The organism is Paenibacillus sp. CB74, from assembly GCF_055687625.1.
Genome location: NZ_CM146009.1, coordinates 304,735 through 324,015 on the forward strand (window position 1 = coordinate 304,735; position 19,281 = coordinate 324,015).

Sequence of the window (19,281 nt, forward strand, 5' to 3'; positions counted from 1 at the left end):
CTCAATTTAGCTAAAAAGAACCCCGACAATGATCACTATAGATCGTTGTCGGGGTTGTGTTGGATGTACTTGATTTTATTAATATAATGGCAATACTCAAAAGCGATTATTTGAATTGAACGGATTTCTTGATGGTATCAATCTCTGCTTTGGTTGCATCATCCATGTAAGTGAAGATGAAGTTGAAAGCATATCCTTCAATAATCGTGCTGTAGTAGTCCTGAGTAATCGTTGAACCGTCACCTGCATCCATCGTAATTTGCATCAGATCCATCTCTTTACCACCGATGGTTTCGGTTGTCATCTCTTTATAATCATAAGGGAACTGGCTATCCACCATGAATTTTTTGGTTGCTTCCAGGTAGTCTTTACCTGTACGAATGCCTTGCAACAAGCTTACTTTCTCAGCAATGGCCATAGCGGAAGGACCAACTTGACCTCCGTCCAATGGATACTGTGAAGCCATAAGCAGATTCAATGTTTTGGTTTGAGACAGTTCAATTTGTTTTTTCTTCGTTTCATCATCACCAGCAATCGCTTCGGATGATGCGCTTGTCAGTTCATTCATACCCGCAGCATCCTGGAACTCCCAAGCTTCCGGGAATTTCAGAGATACGCCGAAATAGTCATTGGTGTAAGAGCCTTTTTGTGTAGTCCCCAGCTCAACGTCTTGGGAATTATCCGTTTCCTTGGACTCTTCGCTTGCAGGTTCAGTGTTCTCTGTTTCTTCTGTATTGGCTGTCTCAGAATCAGTGCCAGTCGTTGTTTCAGTTGCGGCAGGCTCTTTTGTTGCGGCTGTGTTATCTGCCTTGTCACCGCAAGCGGCTGCAACCAGCATAATCATCATGAGCATTGCGAATAAAGAAGCTTTCTTTGGAATTGTCATATTACCCTCCTGAAATGTGTGTGTGTGTGTTTTCTCTCTCTACATCTTGCTTGTTTCCTAAATTGTAGCACAAACGTTCCCATTTACTACCTATAGGAATCTATAGGGGTCCTTTATAAATAAGACAATCGGCTGGCAATTGAAACAGCTTCCGTGCTGGATTGCACACCTAATTTGTTGAAAATCACTTTTTTATGATGATTCACAGTGCATTCCTTGATTTTCAATTTCAAAGCAATAGCTTTCACAGTGAACCCTTTCGCGATCATTTCCAGAATGGTTAACTGACGCGCTGTGAACTCCACCGCTGGTTTGTCACAAGCTTCAGTAGCCTGCTGATTTTGGTAACTGTTCTGCATATATGCAGGAATCAGCTTGGCAATAGCAATAAGCTCGCCCTGCATATCCGCGTTAATGGTGGACACATCCAGATAACCGAAATGCTGCGATTCCATGGATAGAGGGGCAGCGTAGCAATGCCAGCTTTGAAAATAGGGGCTTTCATGCTGCTCGGGCAACAGAAGCACAGGTTCATTGCTGTCCATCGTTACAGAAATGGCGTTGACTCCACAGCTCTGTGCAGTGAAGATCATGCCCGGACGAATGGGTGAACCTTCTACTACCGTTTCCAGATCTGGACTATAATCCATGGAGAGAAGCACACCGTCCATATCTGTGAGTAGAAAAAGATAAGTGCCCGTTAAATTCTCTTTAATATGCGAGAGGCTGTTCTGGAATGCATGAATCAGGAAATGATTGCTTTTGCGAAGTCTGTCCAGTTGAGATTTAGGTAAATAATCGAACGGAGCCGTTTCTGTTAGATGCTTGCACATGGCGGACTCCTTGTGCCGTGAGGCAAGTGTAATGGCAGGCATGTTTGATTCCTCCTTCCTGCACAGTCGCTAGTAAGCGTAGGATCTGATTGAATCTGAGGTGCGTCATCCAATCGTTTTGATAACGTGCCCTTCCTGGTTTTTAATTTCTGTTTTAACAATCTGAACAAGCATATGATCCAATGAAGCGATCTCGAATGTTCCTTCAACCGGACGAAGATTCTGCACCAGCTCTTCAACAATCTGTGTGTTCACCGTCAGGGTAACTTGTTTGTCGGATTCCACGACTGCTGGAGCTTCTCCAGCTTCGAATAGAATATTGGTCTCAGGTCCGATCAAGGACAGAGATTCGCCTTTCGAAATTCGGCTACGAAGGATGGTTCCGACTAATACAGCCTGTTTGGCTCCAAGCTGGAGTTTGCCCGGAACAGTCTTTATCAGCATTTTTTTACGCGGGGACTCCCAGCCCAGTTGTTGTATGAATAAAAATGCTGTGCTCGATCCGTCCTGTTCCATTCCATGCTCAACCGCTTGTACAACAGAAGGAATATCTGCGTACGAATTTCTCATCAGATCGGTCACGTATTTGGGCATGAAATTGGAGCAGGCCGAGAGGAAGCCGCGCGCATTCCATGTTTGAATCATTTCCAGCTCCCGACCTGTAATCCCAACCATCTGAATAAACTGCACTGAACCGTTAGGCGTAGAGATCGCTGGTAGATCCGGATCTTCAATAAACGAGAGCGCAGTCAACAAAGTATCAGACTCCAGACAGATGGGTCCATTGGCGTCCATGTAATCTCCTGGCTGAAAGATATTTCCGCTAGTGAACACGTAACGTCCTACATTTTGAAGCAGATTCAGCGCCCAGGCTGGCGGAGAAGTCTCTCCTTCACTGCGTGTAAGGCGAAATGTGAGTTCAAAACCATACCCGCTTTTGGATGCATCCTGCATTTCTTTTCCATATAATTCAGAGAAACCATATGTGACAAAATGCCAGTGGGGCATGGGTGTATTCACTGCATAAACACTGATGCCATCGAGAGGGTCCGGACCTCCGAGCATGTAAGGAATGGATGTTCCATAATGGTGCGGCTCCTGTTCACCGTATAGCTCACCGATGGTTTTATCAATTGCATCCCAACCGGATGTGTTTTCTTCATAAGTCATTTGTTGAATCCTCCTGTACTAGTCTTTCCCCCTAAAAACATTTAAAATTAAGTCTACCTGTTACAGAAACGGATTCAAGCGGCTTAAGGATGAATTGTGTCAGATAGGACTTCGGTGTTATTAATAGCAATCCAGGGAGTGAATTTACATGAGTATGAAAGATATGTATTTCAGAGAGTTTAAGCAGGCAAGCTGGGACTCATTTTCCGAACTGTTTGAAGAATTTGAAAATAAACTGGACCCTGCGTGGGTAAAACGTGCGCGAATACATGGGATTCCGGCGGACATAAGTCGGGTACTTTTGTATGAAATGGGGGAGTACACTTTTGAATGGATCATGAAAGATATCCCGGCTTTAGGGGACCAAAGTCCTGCTACATATCTGGAAACCGAGGAGGGAGCGCAGGCATTAAGGGCAGCCATTATGCATATGCCGCGTTAATTTTTTGTTATGGAAAGAATGGGCGAACGATCCTATGATCCAGTGAAGTTGATTTTGCAAAATAGATATGTTACGCTTACATTACAAGAGCAAACACAACAGAATACGCAATAACATCTTTTGATGGATTGTAACTGTGAAGACAGGCAAAACCTAAACTGATGGTGAAATGAAGGCCCCTTTTTTTGGTGCTATTTTACCTTGAGTTTAGGTTTTTCTTGTTTTCTGCTCTAAATCACACCATTTTTCAGTTGGAAAAACCAAAATAAATTTCGAAAAGAGGTTGTTGTTCATGACCACGGCAAAAAAAGGATTCCCCGAAAACTTCCTATGGGGCGGCGCTACAGCTGCCAATCAATTGGAGGGTGCATTCGATAAGGACGGCAAAGGCCTCTCCACAGCGGACATGATTGCTCATGTTCCGAAAGAGAAGCGTACAGGCGGACATGCCATGGAAATTTCCTCTTCCCGAATTGAAGAGATTCTCTCCGGCAAAATTGAAGAACGTTTCCCGAAACGTTTTGGTATCGATTTTTACCATCACTTTAGAGAAGATATTGCATTGTTCGCTGAAATGGGCTTCAAAGTATTCCGCTTATCCATTCACTGGGCACGCATTTTCCCGAACGGTTATGATCAAGAGCCAAATGAAGCAGGTTTGAAATTCTACGATGAAGTATTCGACGAATTGTTGAAATATGGCATTGAGCCGCTCGTTACATTGTCTCACTACGAGACTCCGCTTGGCTTGACGCAAAAATATAATGGCTGGGCTGGTCGTGAAGTAATTCAGCACTATGTTAGATATGCTGAAACGGTATTTAACCGTTATAAAAATAAAGTGAAATACTGGCTGACGTTCAATGAGATTAACGTCATGCTATTCAGCCCATACACTGGCGGCGGCATTCTGATCGATAAAGTGGACAACAAGCTGCAAACGACGTATCAAGCGCTTCATCATCAATTTGTAGCAAGTGCCATGGTAACGAAGCTTGCACACGAAATTATCCCTGGTTCCCAAGTCGGCTGTATGCTTGCTCGTATGGAAACTTATGCAGCCACATGTAATCCGGTAGATGTTCGTTTGGCTCAGCATGAGAATCAGATTAACCTCTTCTTCACGGACATGCATGCTCGTGGTAAGTACCCGAACTATATGGCTCGTTATTTTGAAGAGAACAACATTGTCATTCAAAAAGAAGCGGGCGATGATGAAATTCTGCTCAACAATACAGTTGATTTCATCTCCTTCAGTTACTACATGTCCGTGACCAAATCGGCTTCTGCCAACGAAGCAGAGACATCCGGCAACTTGACTGGTGGCGTGAAAAACCCTTATCTGGAAGCGTCCGACTGGGGCTGGGAGATCGATCCGATCGGTCTGCGCGTAACCCTGAACAACTTCTGGGATCGTTACCAGAAACCATTGTTCATCGTGGAAAATGGTTTGGGTGCCTATGATAAAGTTGAAGAAGATGGTTCGATCCATGACTCCTATCGTGTGGATTACCTGAAAAAACACATCGAACAAATGAAAGAAGCCATCAAAGATGGTGTGGATCTGATTGGATTTACAGCATGGGGTCCGATTGACCTGGTGAGCATGTCCACTTCCGAAATGTCCAAACGTTATGGTTTCATCTACGTGGATCTGGACGACGAAGGTAACGGAACACTGAAACGTTCCAAGAAGGATTCATTCGACTGGTACAAAAACGTAATCTCCAGCAATGGTGAGCAACTGTAACTCGCTCGTTCACAGGATTGTTACCGCACAGGAAGCGGGCAAAACCTAACACGAAAGTTGGCAAGCAGGGAATCCAATGTCCCTGTCAGCCCTTTTGGTTGGAGATTGTCCGCTTTTTCCTGTCGGAAAAGGATAGAGGAAAGCATTTAAACAAAGAATGAAAATACCGTTACTTAGAGAGGAAGGATTGACATGACAACACCATTTCCGAAGGATTTCCTATGGGGCGGAGCTGTAGCAGCCAACCAACTTGAAGGAGCTTATAATACAGATGGCAAGGGCCTTTCTGTTCAAGACGTAATGCCGCACGGGATTACAACGCCCAGAACGGAAGGACCTACTGAGGATAACCTGAAACTGATCGGGATTGACTTTTATAACCGTTACAAAGAAGATGTTAAGCTGTTTGCTGAAATGGGCTTCAAAGTGTTCCGTACATCTATCGCCTGGTCCCGTATCTTTCCTAAAGGTGATGAATTGGAACCAAACGAGAAGGGTCTGCAATTCTATGATGATCTGTTCGATGAGTGCCATAAGTACGGCATTGAACCCCTCGTAACCATCTCTCACTATGAGACACCGCTACATTTGTCCAAAACATATGATGGATGGGTTAACCGTAAAATGATTGAGTTCTACGAGCGTTATGTAACGGTGCTCTTCAACCGTTTCAAAGGCAAAGTGAAATACTGGCTGACGTTCAACGAAATTAACTCCATTCTGGAGGAGCCATTCATGAGCGGCGGGATCTATACGCCAAAAGCAGAACTGTCCAAACAGGATCTGTATCAAGCAATCCATCATGAATTGGTAGCCAGTGCGTTAGCAGTGAAACTGGGACATGAAATTATGCCTGAAGCCAAAATTGGCTGTATGGTACTGAGCATGCCTACGTATCCGCTGACTCCGAATCCGGATGATGTGGTTGCAGCGATGCATGCTGAACAGCGCAATGATATCTTTGCTGATATCCATGCGCGTGGTTACTATCCGAAATACATTAATCGTTATTTCAAAGCAAATAATATCAATATCAAGTTTGAAGACGGCGACGCTGAAATTCTGAAGCACACCGTAGACTTTATCTCGTTCAGCTATTATGTAAGTATCTGTGAGACAGGTGATCCCCAGAAACGTATTGAAGGAAAAGGCAACTTGTTTGCAGGGGTACAAAACCCTTATCTCCAAGCGAGCGAGTGGGGCTGGCAGATCGATCCGCAAGGACTGCGCGTAACCTTGAACAAATACTGGGACCGATATCAAAAACCATTGTTTATTGTCGAAAATGGTCTGGGCGCAGTAGATGAGCTGATCACCGACGAAAATGGCAATAAAACGGTGAACGATGATTACCGTATTCAATACTTGAATGACCACTTGGTACAAGTGGGTGAAGCTCTTGAGGATGGCGTGGAAGTGATGGGTTATACGTCATGGGGCTGTATTGACCTGGTGAGTGCTTCAACAGCAGAGATGAAGAAACGATATGGTTTCATCTATGTCGATCGCAACAATGATGGTTCAGGAACACTGGATCGATACAAGAAAAAATCTTTCCACTGGTACAAAGAAGTTATTGGTACAAATGGCGCAAGTCTTAAACGTAACAATAAGTAAATAGTAGTTCTTAAGGCATGGTTGTTATGCACCTTCTTATGTCATATTAATGCACATTAACCGCTTTCACAAAAACATTGTCAGATGGATAATTATATGGTAAGATGGGCCTAAGGCTAATGAATACTGGATTGTTACTGTTCAATCAGGCAAAACCAGAGGCGGGGCATATTTCGTGACCTGCTTTGGTTTTGCCTTTTACTACTTTGACGGTGCAAGGTGATGTGAAGAAATGAAAATTGAGAAGGTGCTGAACAACAACGTAGTTACCGTAATTGATCCGGGAGGAAACGAGCTGGTCGTTATGGGGCGTGGAATTGCCTTCAAAAAGCATACTGGTGAATCGATAGACGAGAGTCTCGTCGAAAAAATATTCTCGCTTGAAAGTAAGGAAGTATCACAGAAACTTAAAACGCTTCTGTCAGATATCCCGGTTGAATATGTCGAGTGCTCGGATGAGATTATCCGTTATGCCGAGACGGTGTTGGGTGAGAAGCTGCATGAGAGCATCTACATTTCACTGACGGATCATATTCATTTTGCCATTGATCGACATCGTCAAGGATTGCAGATCCGTAACGCATTGTTCTGGGAGATCAAGCGCATGTACCGGAAGGAATATGCCATTGGACTTAAGGCGCTACAGATTATTGAGGAAACATTAGGTGTCCTGCTTCCCGAAGACGAATGCGCATTCATTGCGATGCATCTGGTCAATGCCCAGATGAACGGTGAGATGAGGGAAACGATCAGTATTACAAACATCGTTAAGGACATTCTTAATATCGTAAGACGCAGCTTTGTGATTGAACTTGATGAAGATTCATTGAGTTATTATCGATTTTTAACTCATCTGAAGTTCTTTGCCCAACGTGTATTGCAAGGGACGGCAATTGAAGATAAAGAAGAAGATAATCCGCTTCATGACTTGGTGAGCAAGCAGTATCCTGAAGCACATGCATGTGCAGTAAGGATCAGTGACTATACGCGTAAGATCTATAATCGGGTGTTGTCCAAGGAAGAAATACTGTATCTGACCATTCATATTGAACGAATTGTCAGAAATGAACAAACAATTGAATAAAATTAGGATTGTTACTGCTAAAAAGGCAAAACCTAAACGTTGAATAATGATAAGCTTTTCTGCTTTGTCATTATTCAGTGTTTAGGTTTTTTTTTAACCTTCATTACACATAAAAGGAGCAAAACACAATGGATAAACAACAATTGTCCAAGGATATTTTGAAGCTTGTTGGTGGCGAAGAGAATATCGATCAAGTCACTCACTGTATGACAAGACTCAGATTTAACCTGAATGACAACCAAAAAGCGGACAAAGCGACGCTAAAAAATACACCAGGCGTGATGGGCGTGATGGAGAACGGCGGACAGTTCCAGGTTATCATCGGTAACGATGTACCTGTCGTGTATAACGCACTTGTTGGCAACATGTCCAAATCACCAACCGCAGATAATGCATCATCAGCTGCTTCAACTGGAGAAAAGAAAAAGAGAAATCCAATAAGTGCGCTGTTCGACTTCATCTCAGGAGTATTTACTCCAATCCTGCCAGCCATTACGGGTGCAGGTATGATCAAAGGGATCGTAGCGATCCTTGTAGCCCTGGGCTGGTTGTCTGATACCAGCTCAACCTATATCATCTTGTCTGCAATCGGGGATGGTGCCTTCTACTTCCTGCCAATCATTCTAGCAATTAGTGCTGCACGTAAGCTGGGTAGTAATATGTATATTGCTGCAGCGCTCGCAGCGGGTATTATGCATCCGACGATTACAGCATTGCTTGCCAATGGTGATACCACATTTGTGGGAATTAAGGTTATAGCAGCGACATATTCTTCTACGGTAATTCCGATCATTCTCGCCATCTGGATTGCTTCTTATGTCGAGAAAGCTGTTGATCGTGTTACACATGCTTCATTGAAACTTCTGATTGTTCCGACGGTTACCCTGTTGATTATGGTTCCACTGACGTTGATGACTGTTGGACCATTGGGTACGGTTCTTGGTAATGGTTTGTCCGGTGGTATTTCATGGTTGTTCGACAATATGTCCATCTTCGCAAGTATTCTGATTGGTGGTACGATGTCACTGCTGATCATCACAGGTATGCACTATGCACTGTTGCCAATCATTGTCGGTTCAATGACAACACTGGGTTACGACTTTATTATTCCACTGATGTTTGCAGCTAACCTGGCACAAGGTGGTGCAGCATTTGGTGTAGGTCTCAGATCGAGAAATAGCAAAACCAAATCCCTTGCCTATTCCACAGGTCTTACGGCTATTATGGGGATTACGGAACCAGCGATGTATGGTATCAACATGAAGTTCAAAAAACCGTTTATTGCAGCTCTTATTGGTGGAGCTATCGCAGGCGGATTCATGGGGATCGTCAATGTTAAAGCATATGTACTTACAGGTCTAGTGGGTCTGCCAAGTATCGCAGCATTTATCAGTCCGGCAATTAGCACACTGCTCTATGCACTGGCTGGTGGTCTGATTGCTATCGTAGCTGCGGCAGTTCTAACGTATATTCTTGGATTCGAAGAAGAAAATGCATCGGAGCCAGCTGCACCAGTAGCTGAGCCTGCAACAGCAGCAGCAGCAACAACTTCTGCTATTGTAACTGAAGAAGCAAAAGCACAAGATGAGCAAGTATTCAGTCCAATCACGGGTGAAGTTAAACCGCTGAGCGAAGTGCCGGACCCTGCATTCTCTGAAGAGATTATGGGTAAAGGATTCGCGATTCAACCAACTGAAGGACGTGTGGTATCTCCAATCAACGGTACAGTATTCTCATTATCGAAGAGTGGACATGCCATTGGTCTGGTAAGTGATACTGGCGCTGAGATGTTGATTCATATCGGCATTGATACCGTGAAGCTGAAAGGTCAATTCTTCTCGCCTAAAGTACAAGCAGGTGCAAAGGTTAACGTAGGTGATGTGCTGATGGAGTTCGACCGGGAACAGATCGAAAAAGCCGGTTATACAACGATTACACCCGTTATTATTACAAACATGCATCAATATGAGTCTATTGAGTCTGCTGGTCGCACGACGATCAAGGAAAAAGACTTGTTGTTCACAGCGAAAGCTTAATCAAAAGAATAAAGCAGCAACTTTGCCGGATTCAAAGCCGGGGAAGTTGCTGCTTTTTTTTTGTTCTGTTTGTTCTATACCACAGGAAGCATACCCTGTACCAATTGCACAAAGTGTTGTGCAGGCTTGGACAGATAACGGTTCTGCAACCAGACCAGCGCTGATCCGACAGTTGAATGCTGATCCTGAAGGCGGTATACGTGGAAAGGGTGCTCTTGGTATAACTGAAGAACGGTATGGGGCACGATGGAACTGGCGAAGCCGAGTCGGACCAGCTCCAGCAACATATTAATGTCTGAGCACTCGCCCATGATGGAGGGGGTGACTTGATGCTCACGGAATTTATCCAAAATTAACTCGAACATACCGAGTCCCTCTGTACTTGGAAGTAATAGAGGAATTCCTGTGAGCTGCTCAAAACAAGTCCCCATCTCCGCTTCTGGTAGCATGTCTGTCGAGTTAACTAGAGGTGTTGCAGAGATATAGAAAAGGGGCTCCTGTGGCAGGTGCAGCACCTCATAGCGTGCGGTCTGGACAGGCATGCGTACACAGGCAAGCTCAACTTTGCCATCTTCCAGCAATCGGCATAATTGTGCCGATTCATTTTGCTGAATTTTATAGGTCACCTGTGGATGGGTAGTACGGAACTGCTGTAGTGCTTGCGGGATCAGGCGATCTGATATGGTATTGATGCCGATGGCGAGTTTACCCCGTATGCCGTGCTGGAAACTTTGCATCTCCATTACAGCTTCCTCCATATATTTGGTCAAGGTGACTGCATAATCGTAGAAGCTACGACCAGCCTGCGTTAGTTCCATCATGCGCCCTTTGCGTTCAAACAACATCACGCCTAGCTCTTCTTCCATTAACTTAAGCTGCTGGCTTAAGGGGGGCTGAGCCATGTGAAGTCTTCGGGCTGCTGCTGTAATCTGTTTCTCCTCAGCAATGGCAATGAAATAGCGACATTGTTTGATATCCAAGTGGTTGTCTCCTTTGCCTTCAAACTATATGTAATTCGTATGGAAAGCCAACAAAACATGTATTTTTAATATACTACGTTCTTATGTTAACATACATTAGATTTGCACACCTGACTAAAGTGCTTGGTTTTTCTATGAAAGTTACTGCATGAGAAGATGTTGAATTGGAGGATGAAATAACGTGGTTAGAACAATACATGACGCCGCTCAAGCAGGGCATACCGATGAGGTCATTCGGTTTATCACCCAGGGTAGCCAGTTGAATGAACGGGATGCATTGGGGCGAACACCTCTGATGGCTGCCGTGCACGGTAATAAGATAGACACGGCAAGAATGCTAGTGGACGCCGGAGCAGACATTAATCTCCAGGATAGACGATTGGATAATCCGCTGTTATACGCGAGTGCCGAGGGCATGTATGACATGGTTGAACTGGCCATTGAAGCAGGTGCAGATACAAGGTTAACAAATCGTTTTGGCGGTACCGCCCTTATTCCAGCAGCTGATCGGGGCCATGTGCACATTGTGGAGCTTCTGCTGACACGCAGTGATGTAGATGTGAACCATATCAACAATCTGGGATGGACAGCCTTGCTGGAAGCAGTCATTTTGGGAGATGGCGGTCCACGGCATCAGCAGATTGTTGCCTTGCTTTTGCAATATGGTGCAGATCCAAAGATCGCGGATCGGGACGGAATTACACCGCTCGTACATGCGCGTCAGCATCAATATGCGGAGATGGAACGGTTATTAACCGAAGTCTAAAAGCACTTATGTGTTTATGATACAGAAGAGTGAAAGGATATTGCTAACAAATGAATAGACATCAAGAGCATTTTTTACAAAAGAATATGAAAGACGTATCTTCAATGATTTTAGCGGGCATACAGTGGTTTTTCTTCCTGTTTACCAATACTGTTGTGGTTCCGCTATCTATCGGACATAATTTTCATCTGTCCCCGGATGCCATTGCTGCCTCCATGCAGCACGCATTTATCCTTACCGGAGCGGTGTGTATTCTTCAAGCAGTATTTGGTCACCGCTATGCAGTCATGGATGGTCCTTCAGGACTATGGTGGGGATTGACGCTGAGCTTGACTGTATCGGCTTCCTCAGCAGGTATGAGCCTGGAGCGCATTGGTGGTGGCCTGGCTGCAGGTTTTCTGTTAGCGGGTCTGACGATGATGATATTGGGCTGGCTAGGCGCGGCGCAAGTGCTGCAGAAGCTGTTTACACCGATGGTGAAGAGTGCCATGCTGTTTCTGATGACCATTCAATTAACCATGAACTTTTTTAAAGGTATGATTGGATATACGGAGTTTGGTCGCTTCGATCTGCCAGTTGCTGCGTTATCCGTTGTCATTGCATTTCTGGTGGCATGGATTCAATTAAAGGGTAAGGGGAAACTGGGGAACTACGCGATCTTAATTGGAATTGTGGCAGGCTGGATTGCCTATAGTCTATTGTTTCCGGGACAACATGGTGGACAGCCCAACCACATAGTAGGAGGCCTAACGCTGTTTCCATGGGGAGCACCAAGATGGGAACCGGGAATCGTCATTACTGCATTTTTTGTGGGACTGGTGAATATGACGAATTCGATTACCACATTAAGCACGGTCGAGAAACTTTATCAGGCAGAGACGACCCGTCAGCAGTACCGACGCTCATACGTGCTAACGGGTCTGTTCTCGATGTTGTCGGCCTGTGTAGGTGTGCTGCCGTTTGGTTTATTCGCATCATCAATCGGCTTCCTGGAGAGCACTCGCATCCTGCGTCGTGCTGCCTTTATTATTGGAGCGGGGTTGTTATGTATGATGGGGCTTACCCCTTCGGTTACTGCCTTTTTTGCACAAATACCACCAAGCGTAGGCAGTGCTGTTCTGTTTGTAGCCTATCTGCAGATGTTCGGTACAGCATTAAGAACACTTGAGGGCACGACGTTTAATTCTAAAACGATCTATCGTGTAGCTTTACCGGTACTCACTGGAGTTGCTGTAATGAATATTCCTGCTGAAGCCTTTCAAAACTTGCCCATGTATCTTGTTCCGATTATAAGCAATGGTCTCGTTATTGGTGTATTAGTATCATTACTTCTCGAAAAAACCGTGAACTGGTCCAAAATGGAACAACCAGTGACAGTCAGTAAAGCGGCATAATGTGTTTTATCTCGTAACAGTCCAATTTGATTGGGCTGTTTTTTGTTTTTTTTGTTTTGGTTACCAACCTATATGGCCACTCGCTATTTCACAATAATTTTGCCTTGTCCTGCAAGCATTCGCATCTCTCGGGAGAGTCGGTCCTGGTTACCGTCCTGCATTTCGAGTTGGACACCGTAGTGCCATGAGGTATTTTTTTCTTGACCCCAGCGGAGAGTGCCTTCCATATATAGAGGGTCTTCGAATAGCAGCATATTCATGCCAATCCGAATATCGTTATTCTCGACAGGAAGGGATAGTGGAAATGATAGCTGACAGCCGGACCGACTGATATCACATAACTCAGCTTGAATGGGTTTCGGTGGTGCAGTGACCCCGTTGATGCTGAGAATATAGATCTCAAAGTTGATTGGTTCCTTTAGTGTGTAGCGAAAGGGTTCTTTTCTATTATTCATTGACATGGCTTGGCTTCCTCCATCAAGTTCAAAAAAGTCAGTTATGCTTATATCGACCGTTTGGAGCGAGAAATGAAGAGTTGCTAAAGCAGAGATGGTCCAAGGGTTCCTTTTACACGTGTATCAGGCTTGATATAATGATGGAATATATTTCTGAGGTTGGTCTTAATCTCACAGAAGGGACGGGGAATATGAGAGGAACATTTCAAATGGTTACAGATACGGCAACATTGTGCCTGTATGATCTGGCAGCGTTAAAGCACCGTTTCGAGGATACTTCGGATTGGTGGTCCATACCGGAAGATGAGCTGAGTGAGGTGAATGCAGGCCATTGTCTGTTCCTGAATCTGGGTGCGGATGGAGTGTATGAGGTGGAGTGGAGCTTGGAGGATGCACAGGTGGAATCAGATTCAGATGACGTAGCGAAACGGGAAAAGGTATATCATCTGCAAGTTCCGTCTGGGCACGTCTATCTGGGAGCGGCTGATGATGTTACTGGCGGGGAACTGGAGCCGGATGAGACGTGTGAAGGGGTCATGTTTCAGCTAAATCCCGGAAACTATGCGTGTATCATCTCCAGAGAAGCCAGTCGGATCGCAATTGTCATGACTCCAAGTACTCAGGGGAAGAACACGTTGGCTGAATTAATCCGGATTTAGTGTACATAGGTGAACAGGAGGGATTCATATGCAGGTTTGGAACGAGACACCCTTATTGGACACAGATACCCTGCGTCAAAGGATGAGAATACTTGCCGCACTGGATATCATATTTTCGGAGGAAGACTGGCTGCGTGTACATCATTATGAAAAAGAACTTCAGCCAGGTGTGGCATGGGGAAGCATCGATAATGGCGCAGGTGATCATCTGCATGTATTATTTACGAATTCAGGCACGTTGATCAAGGGATTTGATCATGAGTCACCTTTAAGTCCGCATGCTCGTGAGGATGGAGAGATCTACCCGGGCATGTACGATGAAGCGCCGAAGACATTGATGACTGTTCTGCGGGATCATGAGGAGACATTGGATCTGGAGAATGTGACCTTTTGCCTATGGCAGGAAGGGAACGACTTGTCATGGAAGGTTGGTAACTGGATTCAGTTGGCGATGGCCGAGGAAGGTGAAGCAGACGCCAGAGGTGGTGCAGAATTTTTGCTGCAGTACTTGAATAAAGACTCGGAAGATTACGTGGATTGGGCCAAAGGGTACTATGATATGCCAGATCTACCGTTGGAAGCTGTAGCTGAGATATATGAAGAAAAACCGGTGACTGCCAGCCTGATTAAGCAGTTGTGTCCTGAACGAGATGTGGTAGCCGCACTGGATGAGTTGCAGCACCGCGGGTATGGCGTGGAACGAACGTGATGGAGTAGCAAAGGAGGTAGGTAGGCCGTGTACACTGAACAGTTAGAACGTATGCGTGAAAAGTTAATCAATCTCCGAAGTCTGGATTCGGATTTGGACTTGTTCGGCGCAGAGAGCCATGCATATGAGATGTCAGCTGTATGGACACAGGAGGATATTGCACAGTTCGAGCAGAAATGGCGAATTAAATTGCCGGAGGACTATAAGGTATGGCTTCTACATATGGGGACGAGTGGTGCAGGGCCTTATTATGGTCTGGAGAACCCGGATGACGGTGTATACGCTATGCTTGGTTATGATGATGAGCTGAATGCGATCTCGGACCCTTTTCAATTCACGGAAGCATGGAACTGGAACTATGACTGGTTCGATGACAGCAAGGAAGAAGAGGAATGGTATGCTCTGGAACACGAATATTTTGATCCAAAATGGTCGGCAGGCATGCTGCGCATCAGTGATTTTGGTTGTGGCATCTCCATGAATCTGATCGTTAAGGGAGCCTCCTACGGAGAGATCTGGGTTGATGACCGGGCTAACCGCAATGGAATTTATCCTGATCAGTATTGGGGCAATACGAATCGACTGCATTTTCTGGACTGGTACGAGTTGTGGTTGGATCGTTCGATCCAGCAAATGCACGAACAAAAGCAATCATCTGGAGCAAACGAAGTCTGAAGGAGGTTGTACATATGGGCTGGGAATATGGGATCAGAACAACGGAACCTGCGATTTTACCTGAAGTTGTGGAACGTCTGGCAAGTGCACTAACGTTTACCGAAGTATATAGTTTGGAACACCAAATCAACGGCTTTGTGTTGAAACGTGAAGATTCGTCCTGGCCTACAGCCCTTGAAGTGTGGATAGAAGAGGCTTCCGGGTTAGAAGAGGTTGCGGACGGGGATTCGTATATCTACTGTTTGTTTCATATGTGGGGCCAAGAGGCACGGAGCTGGATGCAACAGATGGAGCGAGAAACCAGGCAGGTAGATGGCGGTTTAACCTGGTTTGAACTCTGATTAGTAGTGAAATTGCATGAACAGACGTGATCTTATGGCTAAACAATCAAATAGAACGATTCCTGCGCTCATCTATCCGTATCGGGGTCCGCAGCGAAATGTGGGATTTGTATTATCCCCTTTATACATAATCGGTAATTTGTAAAAGAGTTAGTCTTGTTTGGATTGTTCATACGTGTACATCATTCGGTATTTAGACGTTGAAACTCTTATGTAAAAAGCTCCCTCAGGTGATGGCGGAGCTTTTTTTGATGAGCCAATAATAAAACCGTTTGCTTCACTCACCCGTCTTATACCATAGAAAGAGAGAGAAGGAGGGATGCGGGGTGGAAACAAAAGCAGAGCTGAACCAGAGGATCTATGTACAGACCGAAGATGAGACGGTATTTGTGCAATCCATTATGGAACATCAAGATACGCTCATTTCCATTGCCTACAGTTACCTGCGTAATCGGCAAGATGCGCTGGAAGCTGTGCAGGAGATGACGTGCCGGGCTTGGGTTAAACGTCGTACGCTGAACAATGAGAAGGCGTTCAAGTCGTGGATCATTCGGATACTGATCTATGTCTGCATCGATGAACAGAGGCGCCGCAAGCGGGCGACACCTCTCGCCAAGGAGGAACTGGAGGACAGCATTCCGGCCTCTTGGATGATCAGTGTTGATGATAATCGAATTGCGATGGAATCTCTTTTGCAAAAGGTGAAACCCAAATATCGCCATGTATTATTGCTGAAATATTATAACGACATGACACTAACAGACATTGCCTCCATCCTCGGCAAACCGGAAGGTACGATCAAGACCTGGCAGCACAAGGGACTCCAGCAGTTGCGCAAGTTGATGAAGAACAGGAGGGATTGGCATGACCACTAACCCGGAGGAGAAAGCACTTCTTGCAGACGCATATCAGGTGAAAAGAGAGAAACAGCACTGGAATTCGGCGGATACAACTGCGGCAATTCAACGTGGTCTCGCGAAGGCCAGAACCAGACGATCAGGTCGGAGCGTTCGTATCCAATGGATTACGGGAGCTCTGGTTACGGTCCTGGTAGCAGGATGGTTTCTTGTGGGGCCGCTTGGGAGTTATGGGCAAGAACAGGCAACATATACTGAGCCTATAGCCAACTGGGGCGTACTTGAACCCTTTCGTGGCCTGCTAAATTCGGATATGGACAGTGCTACGATTACTTCAACGCTCAATAACGGTTATGTGCAACTTGTAGATCAGACGGTTACATCGGGCATATATGCGTTTACTGTGAATGCAGTTATGGCAGATGAGAATCGAATAACGGTATTGTATACCGCCAGAACGGATGCTTCGCAGCAGATGTATTCGACTGTCAATATGAAGATGATGGACGCTTCGACAGGAGACTTGCTTGACAATGGCGGTGCAGGAGGTATTCATTTTTCCAAGGATAAGCATACCATTTATGGCCGGAATACAATTGAGCGAAGTCGAAATAAACCGCTGCCTGAGCAAGTAAATCTACAATTCCAGTTGTCCTCAGTTGTACCAGATGTGGTGAATCATGCAGAAAAAGGGGAGAAAGAACGAAAATATAAATTTTCCAAAAAGATGAATATTTCTTTCCCTCTGGATCCCAAGTTTTCTATCCCCAAAACGGAAGTCATTAACGTTAATCGGACTTTTACTCTCGGAGGTTATGAGGTCTTATTGTCGGAGGTGGAGGTGTCTCCGCTAGTAACTCGGGTCAAATTTGTCCATGCACCTGATCAAGAGATTGATTACAAAACGAAGTTGTCGCTCAATGAGATCGTTCATCCTATCGAAATCATATCGATCTCCAGGAATGGGAAGCAGACCAAGTTATCCATGGTAGGTGGGAGTGGAACGGAAGACGGAATGATGTATTCTTTCAGCAGCAATTTTCTGGATAATCCGGAGTCAATGGTTTTAAAAATTCGTGGCAAACCAGATAAGGTCTATGATGATTTACAGGAAGCCCAGAAGGATGAACTGGAGATCAAAATCAAATAAATAAAATAGGATCGATGGTTGAGATGAAGTCATGGCAATGGTTATGACTTCATCTCATTTTTTTGTTTTTTCACGATATCTGATCTGCTGTTGCATAAAAGTGAGAATTGTTGTCTTTTTGCAGTTTTTGTATTGTCACAGCCGAAGTTACACGATATAATCGATTTGTATTTGAGGATAATATTATAAAGGATGGTGAAATTTTGAAGAAATTTTCGATGCTGTTACTCGCTATAACTCTATTGTTGATAACTGTCTCCACAGCCCCGTCTACATATGGTGCGGCCAGTTATCCAAACACAGGTACAAACGGATTGACTGGTTTTGCAGGCAGTGCCAAGAATGAAAATGGTGTATCCAAGTCAGCTACGACAGGTGGTAAAAACGGTCAGGTGGTTTATGTTAGTAATCTTAATGACCTGAGAACACACATGGCGGGCTCTACGGCCAAAATTGTCGTCGTTGAACAGGATATTTCCTCCTCTACGTTGCAAAAGGTTGAGTTTGGAGCGAACAAGACACTGGTAGGTTCCTTTGGCAAACATACATTAACGAATATTCATTTCAGATCCACAAGCAGTTCAAGCAATGTAATTTTTCAGAATCTGACTTTTGAACACGCTTCCAATATTAATGCCAATGATGATATCCAGATGTATATCACTTCAGGCTCCAATTACTGGATCGATCATGTAACGTTTGCTGGTCACAGCTACAGCTCTGGCGGTAGTGATCTGGACAAACTGCTGTATATCGGTGACCGCGCCGATTATATTACGATTAGCAATTCCAAATTTGCAAACCATAAGTATGGCGTTATCCTCGGTCATCCGAATGATGGTAACAGCAGTTACAATGGCGTCCCTCATGTGACGATGTCCAACAATTACTTCGAAAACTTGTATGTACGTGGTCCTGGACTTTTAAGATACGGTTACTTCCATCTCAAAAACAACTATGCCAACAACTTTAATCAGGCCATTACTATTGGTGAAAAAGCACGGATTTATTCCGAAAACAACTACTTTGGTGCAGGCGCTGAAAAGGGCGGCATCCTGGATGACAAGGGAAATGGAGAGTTCACGGATAGCGGCAGTACGCCAGCCCTGACAAGTCCGATTTCTCCTAAAACGAACTGGAGACCAAGCTCCAATTACAGTTATCAGGTAGAGAGCGCCAGCTACGCGCGTGAGTTCGTCACCAAGTATGCAGGCTCCTCCAATACGACACTTGTGTTCGGTAAATAATTAATTATCTTGATAATTAATTAGCGATTGACTAAGAAGCCTTTCTTGTACGTAACAGCGTATAAGGGGGCTTTTTATGTTTTTTTTATACGGGAGCGTATTAAATAAAAGTTAATATTTAATTTTGTATTCGGAATACCGATATACATAATGTAGCGCTGCTTTCATATTTGTGAAGTAACATTGTACTATGGCGGTGGCCTGAGCGTTGCGTTGAAATATGCACGGAA

19 protein-coding genes are annotated in these 19,281 nt (G+C 44.8%); 14 read left to right on the forward strand and 5 right to left on the reverse strand.

The features are described from left to right. Nucleotides 1–106: 106 nt before the first annotated feature. The 3 genes from ACX9NY_RS01370 to ACX9NY_RS01380 form a co-directional block, all read right to left on the reverse strand. Nucleotides 107–886, reverse strand: coding sequence for a hypothetical protein (locus ACX9NY_RS01370; RefSeq protein ID WP_339256683.1), 780 nt, complete (start codon nt 884–886; stop codon nt 107–109). A gap of 113 nt (nt 887–999) precedes the next feature. Next, entirely contained in the window at nt 1,000–1,761 is a 762-nt protein-coding gene (locus ACX9NY_RS01375; protein ID WP_472476779.1) for a helix-turn-helix domain-containing protein, read from the reverse strand. Nucleotides 1,762–1,824: 63 nt separating this feature from the next. After that, nucleotides 1,825–2,889: a suppressor of fused domain protein gene (locus ACX9NY_RS01380; RefSeq protein ID WP_472476780.1), complete on the reverse strand. Its 1,065-nt coding sequence runs from the start codon at nt 2,887–2,889 to the stop codon at nt 1,825–1,827. Nucleotides 2,890–3,037: 148 nt separating this feature from the next. On the opposite strand from ACX9NY_RS01380, the gene ACX9NY_RS01385 reads away from it, so the two are divergent. The 5 genes from ACX9NY_RS01385 (at nt 3,038) to ACX9NY_RS01405 (ending at nt 9,818) form a co-directional block, all read left to right on the forward strand. Further along, complete coding sequence (locus ACX9NY_RS01385) at nt 3,038–3,331, forward strand: hypothetical protein (RefSeq protein ID WP_339236520.1); 294 nt, start codon at nt 3,038–3,040, stop codon at nt 3,329–3,331. A 292-nt stretch (nt 3,332–3,623) separates the two neighbouring features. Then, nucleotides 3,624–5,081 (forward strand): glycoside hydrolase family 1 protein, encoded by a 1,458-nt coding sequence (locus ACX9NY_RS01390; RefSeq protein WP_339256678.1) that lies wholly within the window; start codon nt 3,624–3,626, stop codon nt 5,079–5,081. Nucleotides 5,082–5,273: 192 nt separating this feature from the next. Then, a complete protein-coding gene (locus ACX9NY_RS01395) occupies nt 5,274–6,698 on the forward strand; it encodes a glycoside hydrolase family 1 protein (RefSeq protein WP_445252914.1) in 1,425 nt (474 codons plus the stop codon). A gap of 232 nt (nt 6,699–6,930) precedes the next feature. Further along, nucleotides 6,931–7,782 carry a BglG family transcription antiterminator LicT gene (gene licT / locus ACX9NY_RS01400; RefSeq protein WP_253439676.1) on the forward strand — a complete coding sequence of 284 codons (852 nt, stop codon included), beginning with the start codon at nt 6,931–6,933 and terminating at the stop codon, nt 7,780–7,782. A gap of 128 nt (nt 7,783–7,910) precedes the next feature. Then, entirely contained in the window at nt 7,911–9,818 is a 1,908-nt protein-coding gene (locus tag ACX9NY_RS01405; protein ID WP_472476781.1) for a beta-glucoside-specific PTS transporter subunit IIABC, read from the forward strand. A gap of 74 nt (nt 9,819–9,892) precedes the next feature. On the opposite strand, the gene ACX9NY_RS01410 is transcribed toward ACX9NY_RS01405, so the two are convergent. Further along, complete coding sequence (locus tag ACX9NY_RS01410; protein WP_472476782.1) at nt 9,893–10,798, reverse strand: LysR family transcriptional regulator; 906 nt, start codon at nt 10,796–10,798, stop codon at nt 9,893–9,895. Between the two features lie 181 nt (nt 10,799–10,979). Here ACX9NY_RS01410 and ACX9NY_RS01415 point away from each other — a divergent pair, with 181 nt between their 5' ends. Continuing rightward, the gene (locus ACX9NY_RS01415) at nt 10,980–11,564 is read left to right on the forward strand and encodes an ankyrin repeat domain-containing protein (protein ID WP_339236509.1); all 585 of its coding nucleotides are present in this window, start codon (nt 10,980–10,982) and stop codon (nt 11,562–11,564) included. 50 nt (nt 11,565–11,614) lie between these two features. After that, a complete protein-coding gene (locus tag ACX9NY_RS01420) occupies nt 11,615–12,958 on the forward strand; it encodes a uracil/xanthine transporter (protein WP_339236507.1) in 1,344 nt (447 codons plus the stop codon). 83 nt (nt 12,959–13,041) lie between these two features. On the opposite strand, the gene ACX9NY_RS01425 is transcribed toward ACX9NY_RS01420, so the two are convergent. After that, the gene (locus ACX9NY_RS01425; RefSeq protein WP_339236504.1) at nt 13,042–13,419 is read right to left on the reverse strand and encodes a PilZ domain-containing protein; all 378 of its coding nucleotides are present in this window, start codon (nt 13,417–13,419) and stop codon (nt 13,042–13,044) included. 185 nt (nt 13,420–13,604) lie between these two features. On the opposite strand from ACX9NY_RS01425, the gene ACX9NY_RS01430 reads away from it, so the two are divergent. The 7 genes from ACX9NY_RS01430 to ACX9NY_RS01460 all read left to right on the forward strand — a co-directional run bounded on the left by ACX9NY_RS01430 (nt 13,605) and on the right by ACX9NY_RS01460 (nt 19,051). Beyond that, nucleotides 13,605–14,072, forward strand: coding sequence for a DUF6386 family protein (locus ACX9NY_RS01430; RefSeq protein ID WP_472476783.1), 468 nt, complete (start codon nt 13,605–13,607; stop codon nt 14,070–14,072). Between the two features lie 28 nt (nt 14,073–14,100). Further along, on the forward strand, nt 14,101–14,781 hold the full coding sequence (locus tag ACX9NY_RS01435; RefSeq protein WP_472476784.1) for a hypothetical protein: 681 nt from the start codon (nt 14,101–14,103) through the stop codon (nt 14,779–14,781). Nucleotides 14,782–14,808: 27 nt separating this feature from the next. Continuing rightward, the gene (locus tag ACX9NY_RS01440; RefSeq protein ID WP_339256665.1) at nt 14,809–15,456 is read left to right on the forward strand and encodes an SMI1/KNR4 family protein; all 648 of its coding nucleotides are present in this window, start codon (nt 14,809–14,811) and stop codon (nt 15,454–15,456) included. 14 nt (nt 15,457–15,470) lie between these two features. Next, nucleotides 15,471–15,797 (forward strand): hypothetical protein, encoded by a 327-nt coding sequence (locus tag ACX9NY_RS01445; RefSeq protein ID WP_472476785.1) that lies wholly within the window; start codon nt 15,471–15,473, stop codon nt 15,795–15,797. Between the two features lie 401 nt (nt 15,798–16,198). After that, a complete protein-coding gene (locus ACX9NY_RS01450) occupies nt 16,199–16,672 on the forward strand; it encodes a sigma-70 family RNA polymerase sigma factor (RefSeq protein ID WP_445252982.1) in 474 nt (157 codons plus the stop codon). Continuing rightward, on the forward strand, nt 16,662–17,804 hold the full coding sequence (locus ACX9NY_RS01455; RefSeq protein WP_472476786.1) for a DUF4179 domain-containing protein: 1,143 nt from the start codon (nt 16,662–16,664) through the stop codon (nt 17,802–17,804). The genes ACX9NY_RS01450 and ACX9NY_RS01455 overlap by 11 nt, the downstream gene beginning before the upstream one ends. Before the next feature lie 203 nt (nt 17,805–18,007). Then, nucleotides 18,008–19,051, forward strand: coding sequence for a pectate lyase family protein (locus ACX9NY_RS01460; protein WP_472476787.1), 1,044 nt, complete (start codon nt 18,008–18,010; stop codon nt 19,049–19,051). Nucleotides 19,052–19,281 lie beyond the last annotated feature (230 nt).

Coding starts and splice junctions, on each gene's coding strand:
- ACX9NY_RS01370 (WP_339256683.1), bottom strand. CDS start 886: ATGACAATTCCAAAGAAAGCTTCTTTATTCGCAATGCTCATGATGATT.
- ACX9NY_RS01375 (WP_472476779.1), bottom strand. CDS start 1,761: ATGCCTGCCATTACACTTGCCTCACGGCACAAGGAGTCCGCCATGTGC.
- ACX9NY_RS01380 (WP_472476780.1), bottom strand. CDS start 2,889: ATGACTTATGAAGAAAACACATCCGGTTGGGATGCAATTGATAAAACC.
- ACX9NY_RS01385 (WP_339236520.1), top strand. CDS start 3,038: ATGAGTATGAAAGATATGTATTTCAGAGAGTTTAAGCAGGCAAGCTGG.
- ACX9NY_RS01390 (WP_339256678.1), top strand. CDS start 3,624: ATGACCACGGCAAAAAAAGGATTCCCCGAAAACTTCCTATGGGGCGGC.
- ACX9NY_RS01395 (WP_445252914.1), top strand. CDS start 5,274: ATGACAACACCATTTCCGAAGGATTTCCTATGGGGCGGAGCTGTAGCA.
- licT (WP_253439676.1), top strand. CDS start 6,931: ATGAAAATTGAGAAGGTGCTGAACAACAACGTAGTTACCGTAATTGAT.
- ACX9NY_RS01405 (WP_472476781.1), top strand. CDS start 7,911: ATGGATAAACAACAATTGTCCAAGGATATTTTGAAGCTTGTTGGTGGC.
- ACX9NY_RS01420 (WP_339236507.1), top strand. CDS start 11,615: ATGAATAGACATCAAGAGCATTTTTTACAAAAGAATATGAAAGACGTA.
- ACX9NY_RS01425 (WP_339236504.1), bottom strand. CDS start 13,419: ATGTCAATGAATAATAGAAAAGAACCCTTTCGCTACACACTAAAGGAA.
- ACX9NY_RS01430 (WP_472476783.1), top strand. CDS start 13,605: ATGAGAGGAACATTTCAAATGGTTACAGATACGGCAACATTGTGCCTG.
- ACX9NY_RS01435 (WP_472476784.1), top strand. CDS start 14,101: ATGCAGGTTTGGAACGAGACACCCTTATTGGACACAGATACCCTGCGT.
- ACX9NY_RS01445 (WP_472476785.1), top strand. CDS start 15,471: ATGGGCTGGGAATATGGGATCAGAACAACGGAACCTGCGATTTTACCT.
- ACX9NY_RS01450 (WP_445252982.1), top strand. CDS start 16,199: ATGGAACATCAAGATACGCTCATTTCCATTGCCTACAGTTACCTGCGT.
- ACX9NY_RS01455 (WP_472476786.1), top strand. CDS start 16,662: ATGACCACTAACCCGGAGGAGAAAGCACTTCTTGCAGACGCATATCAG.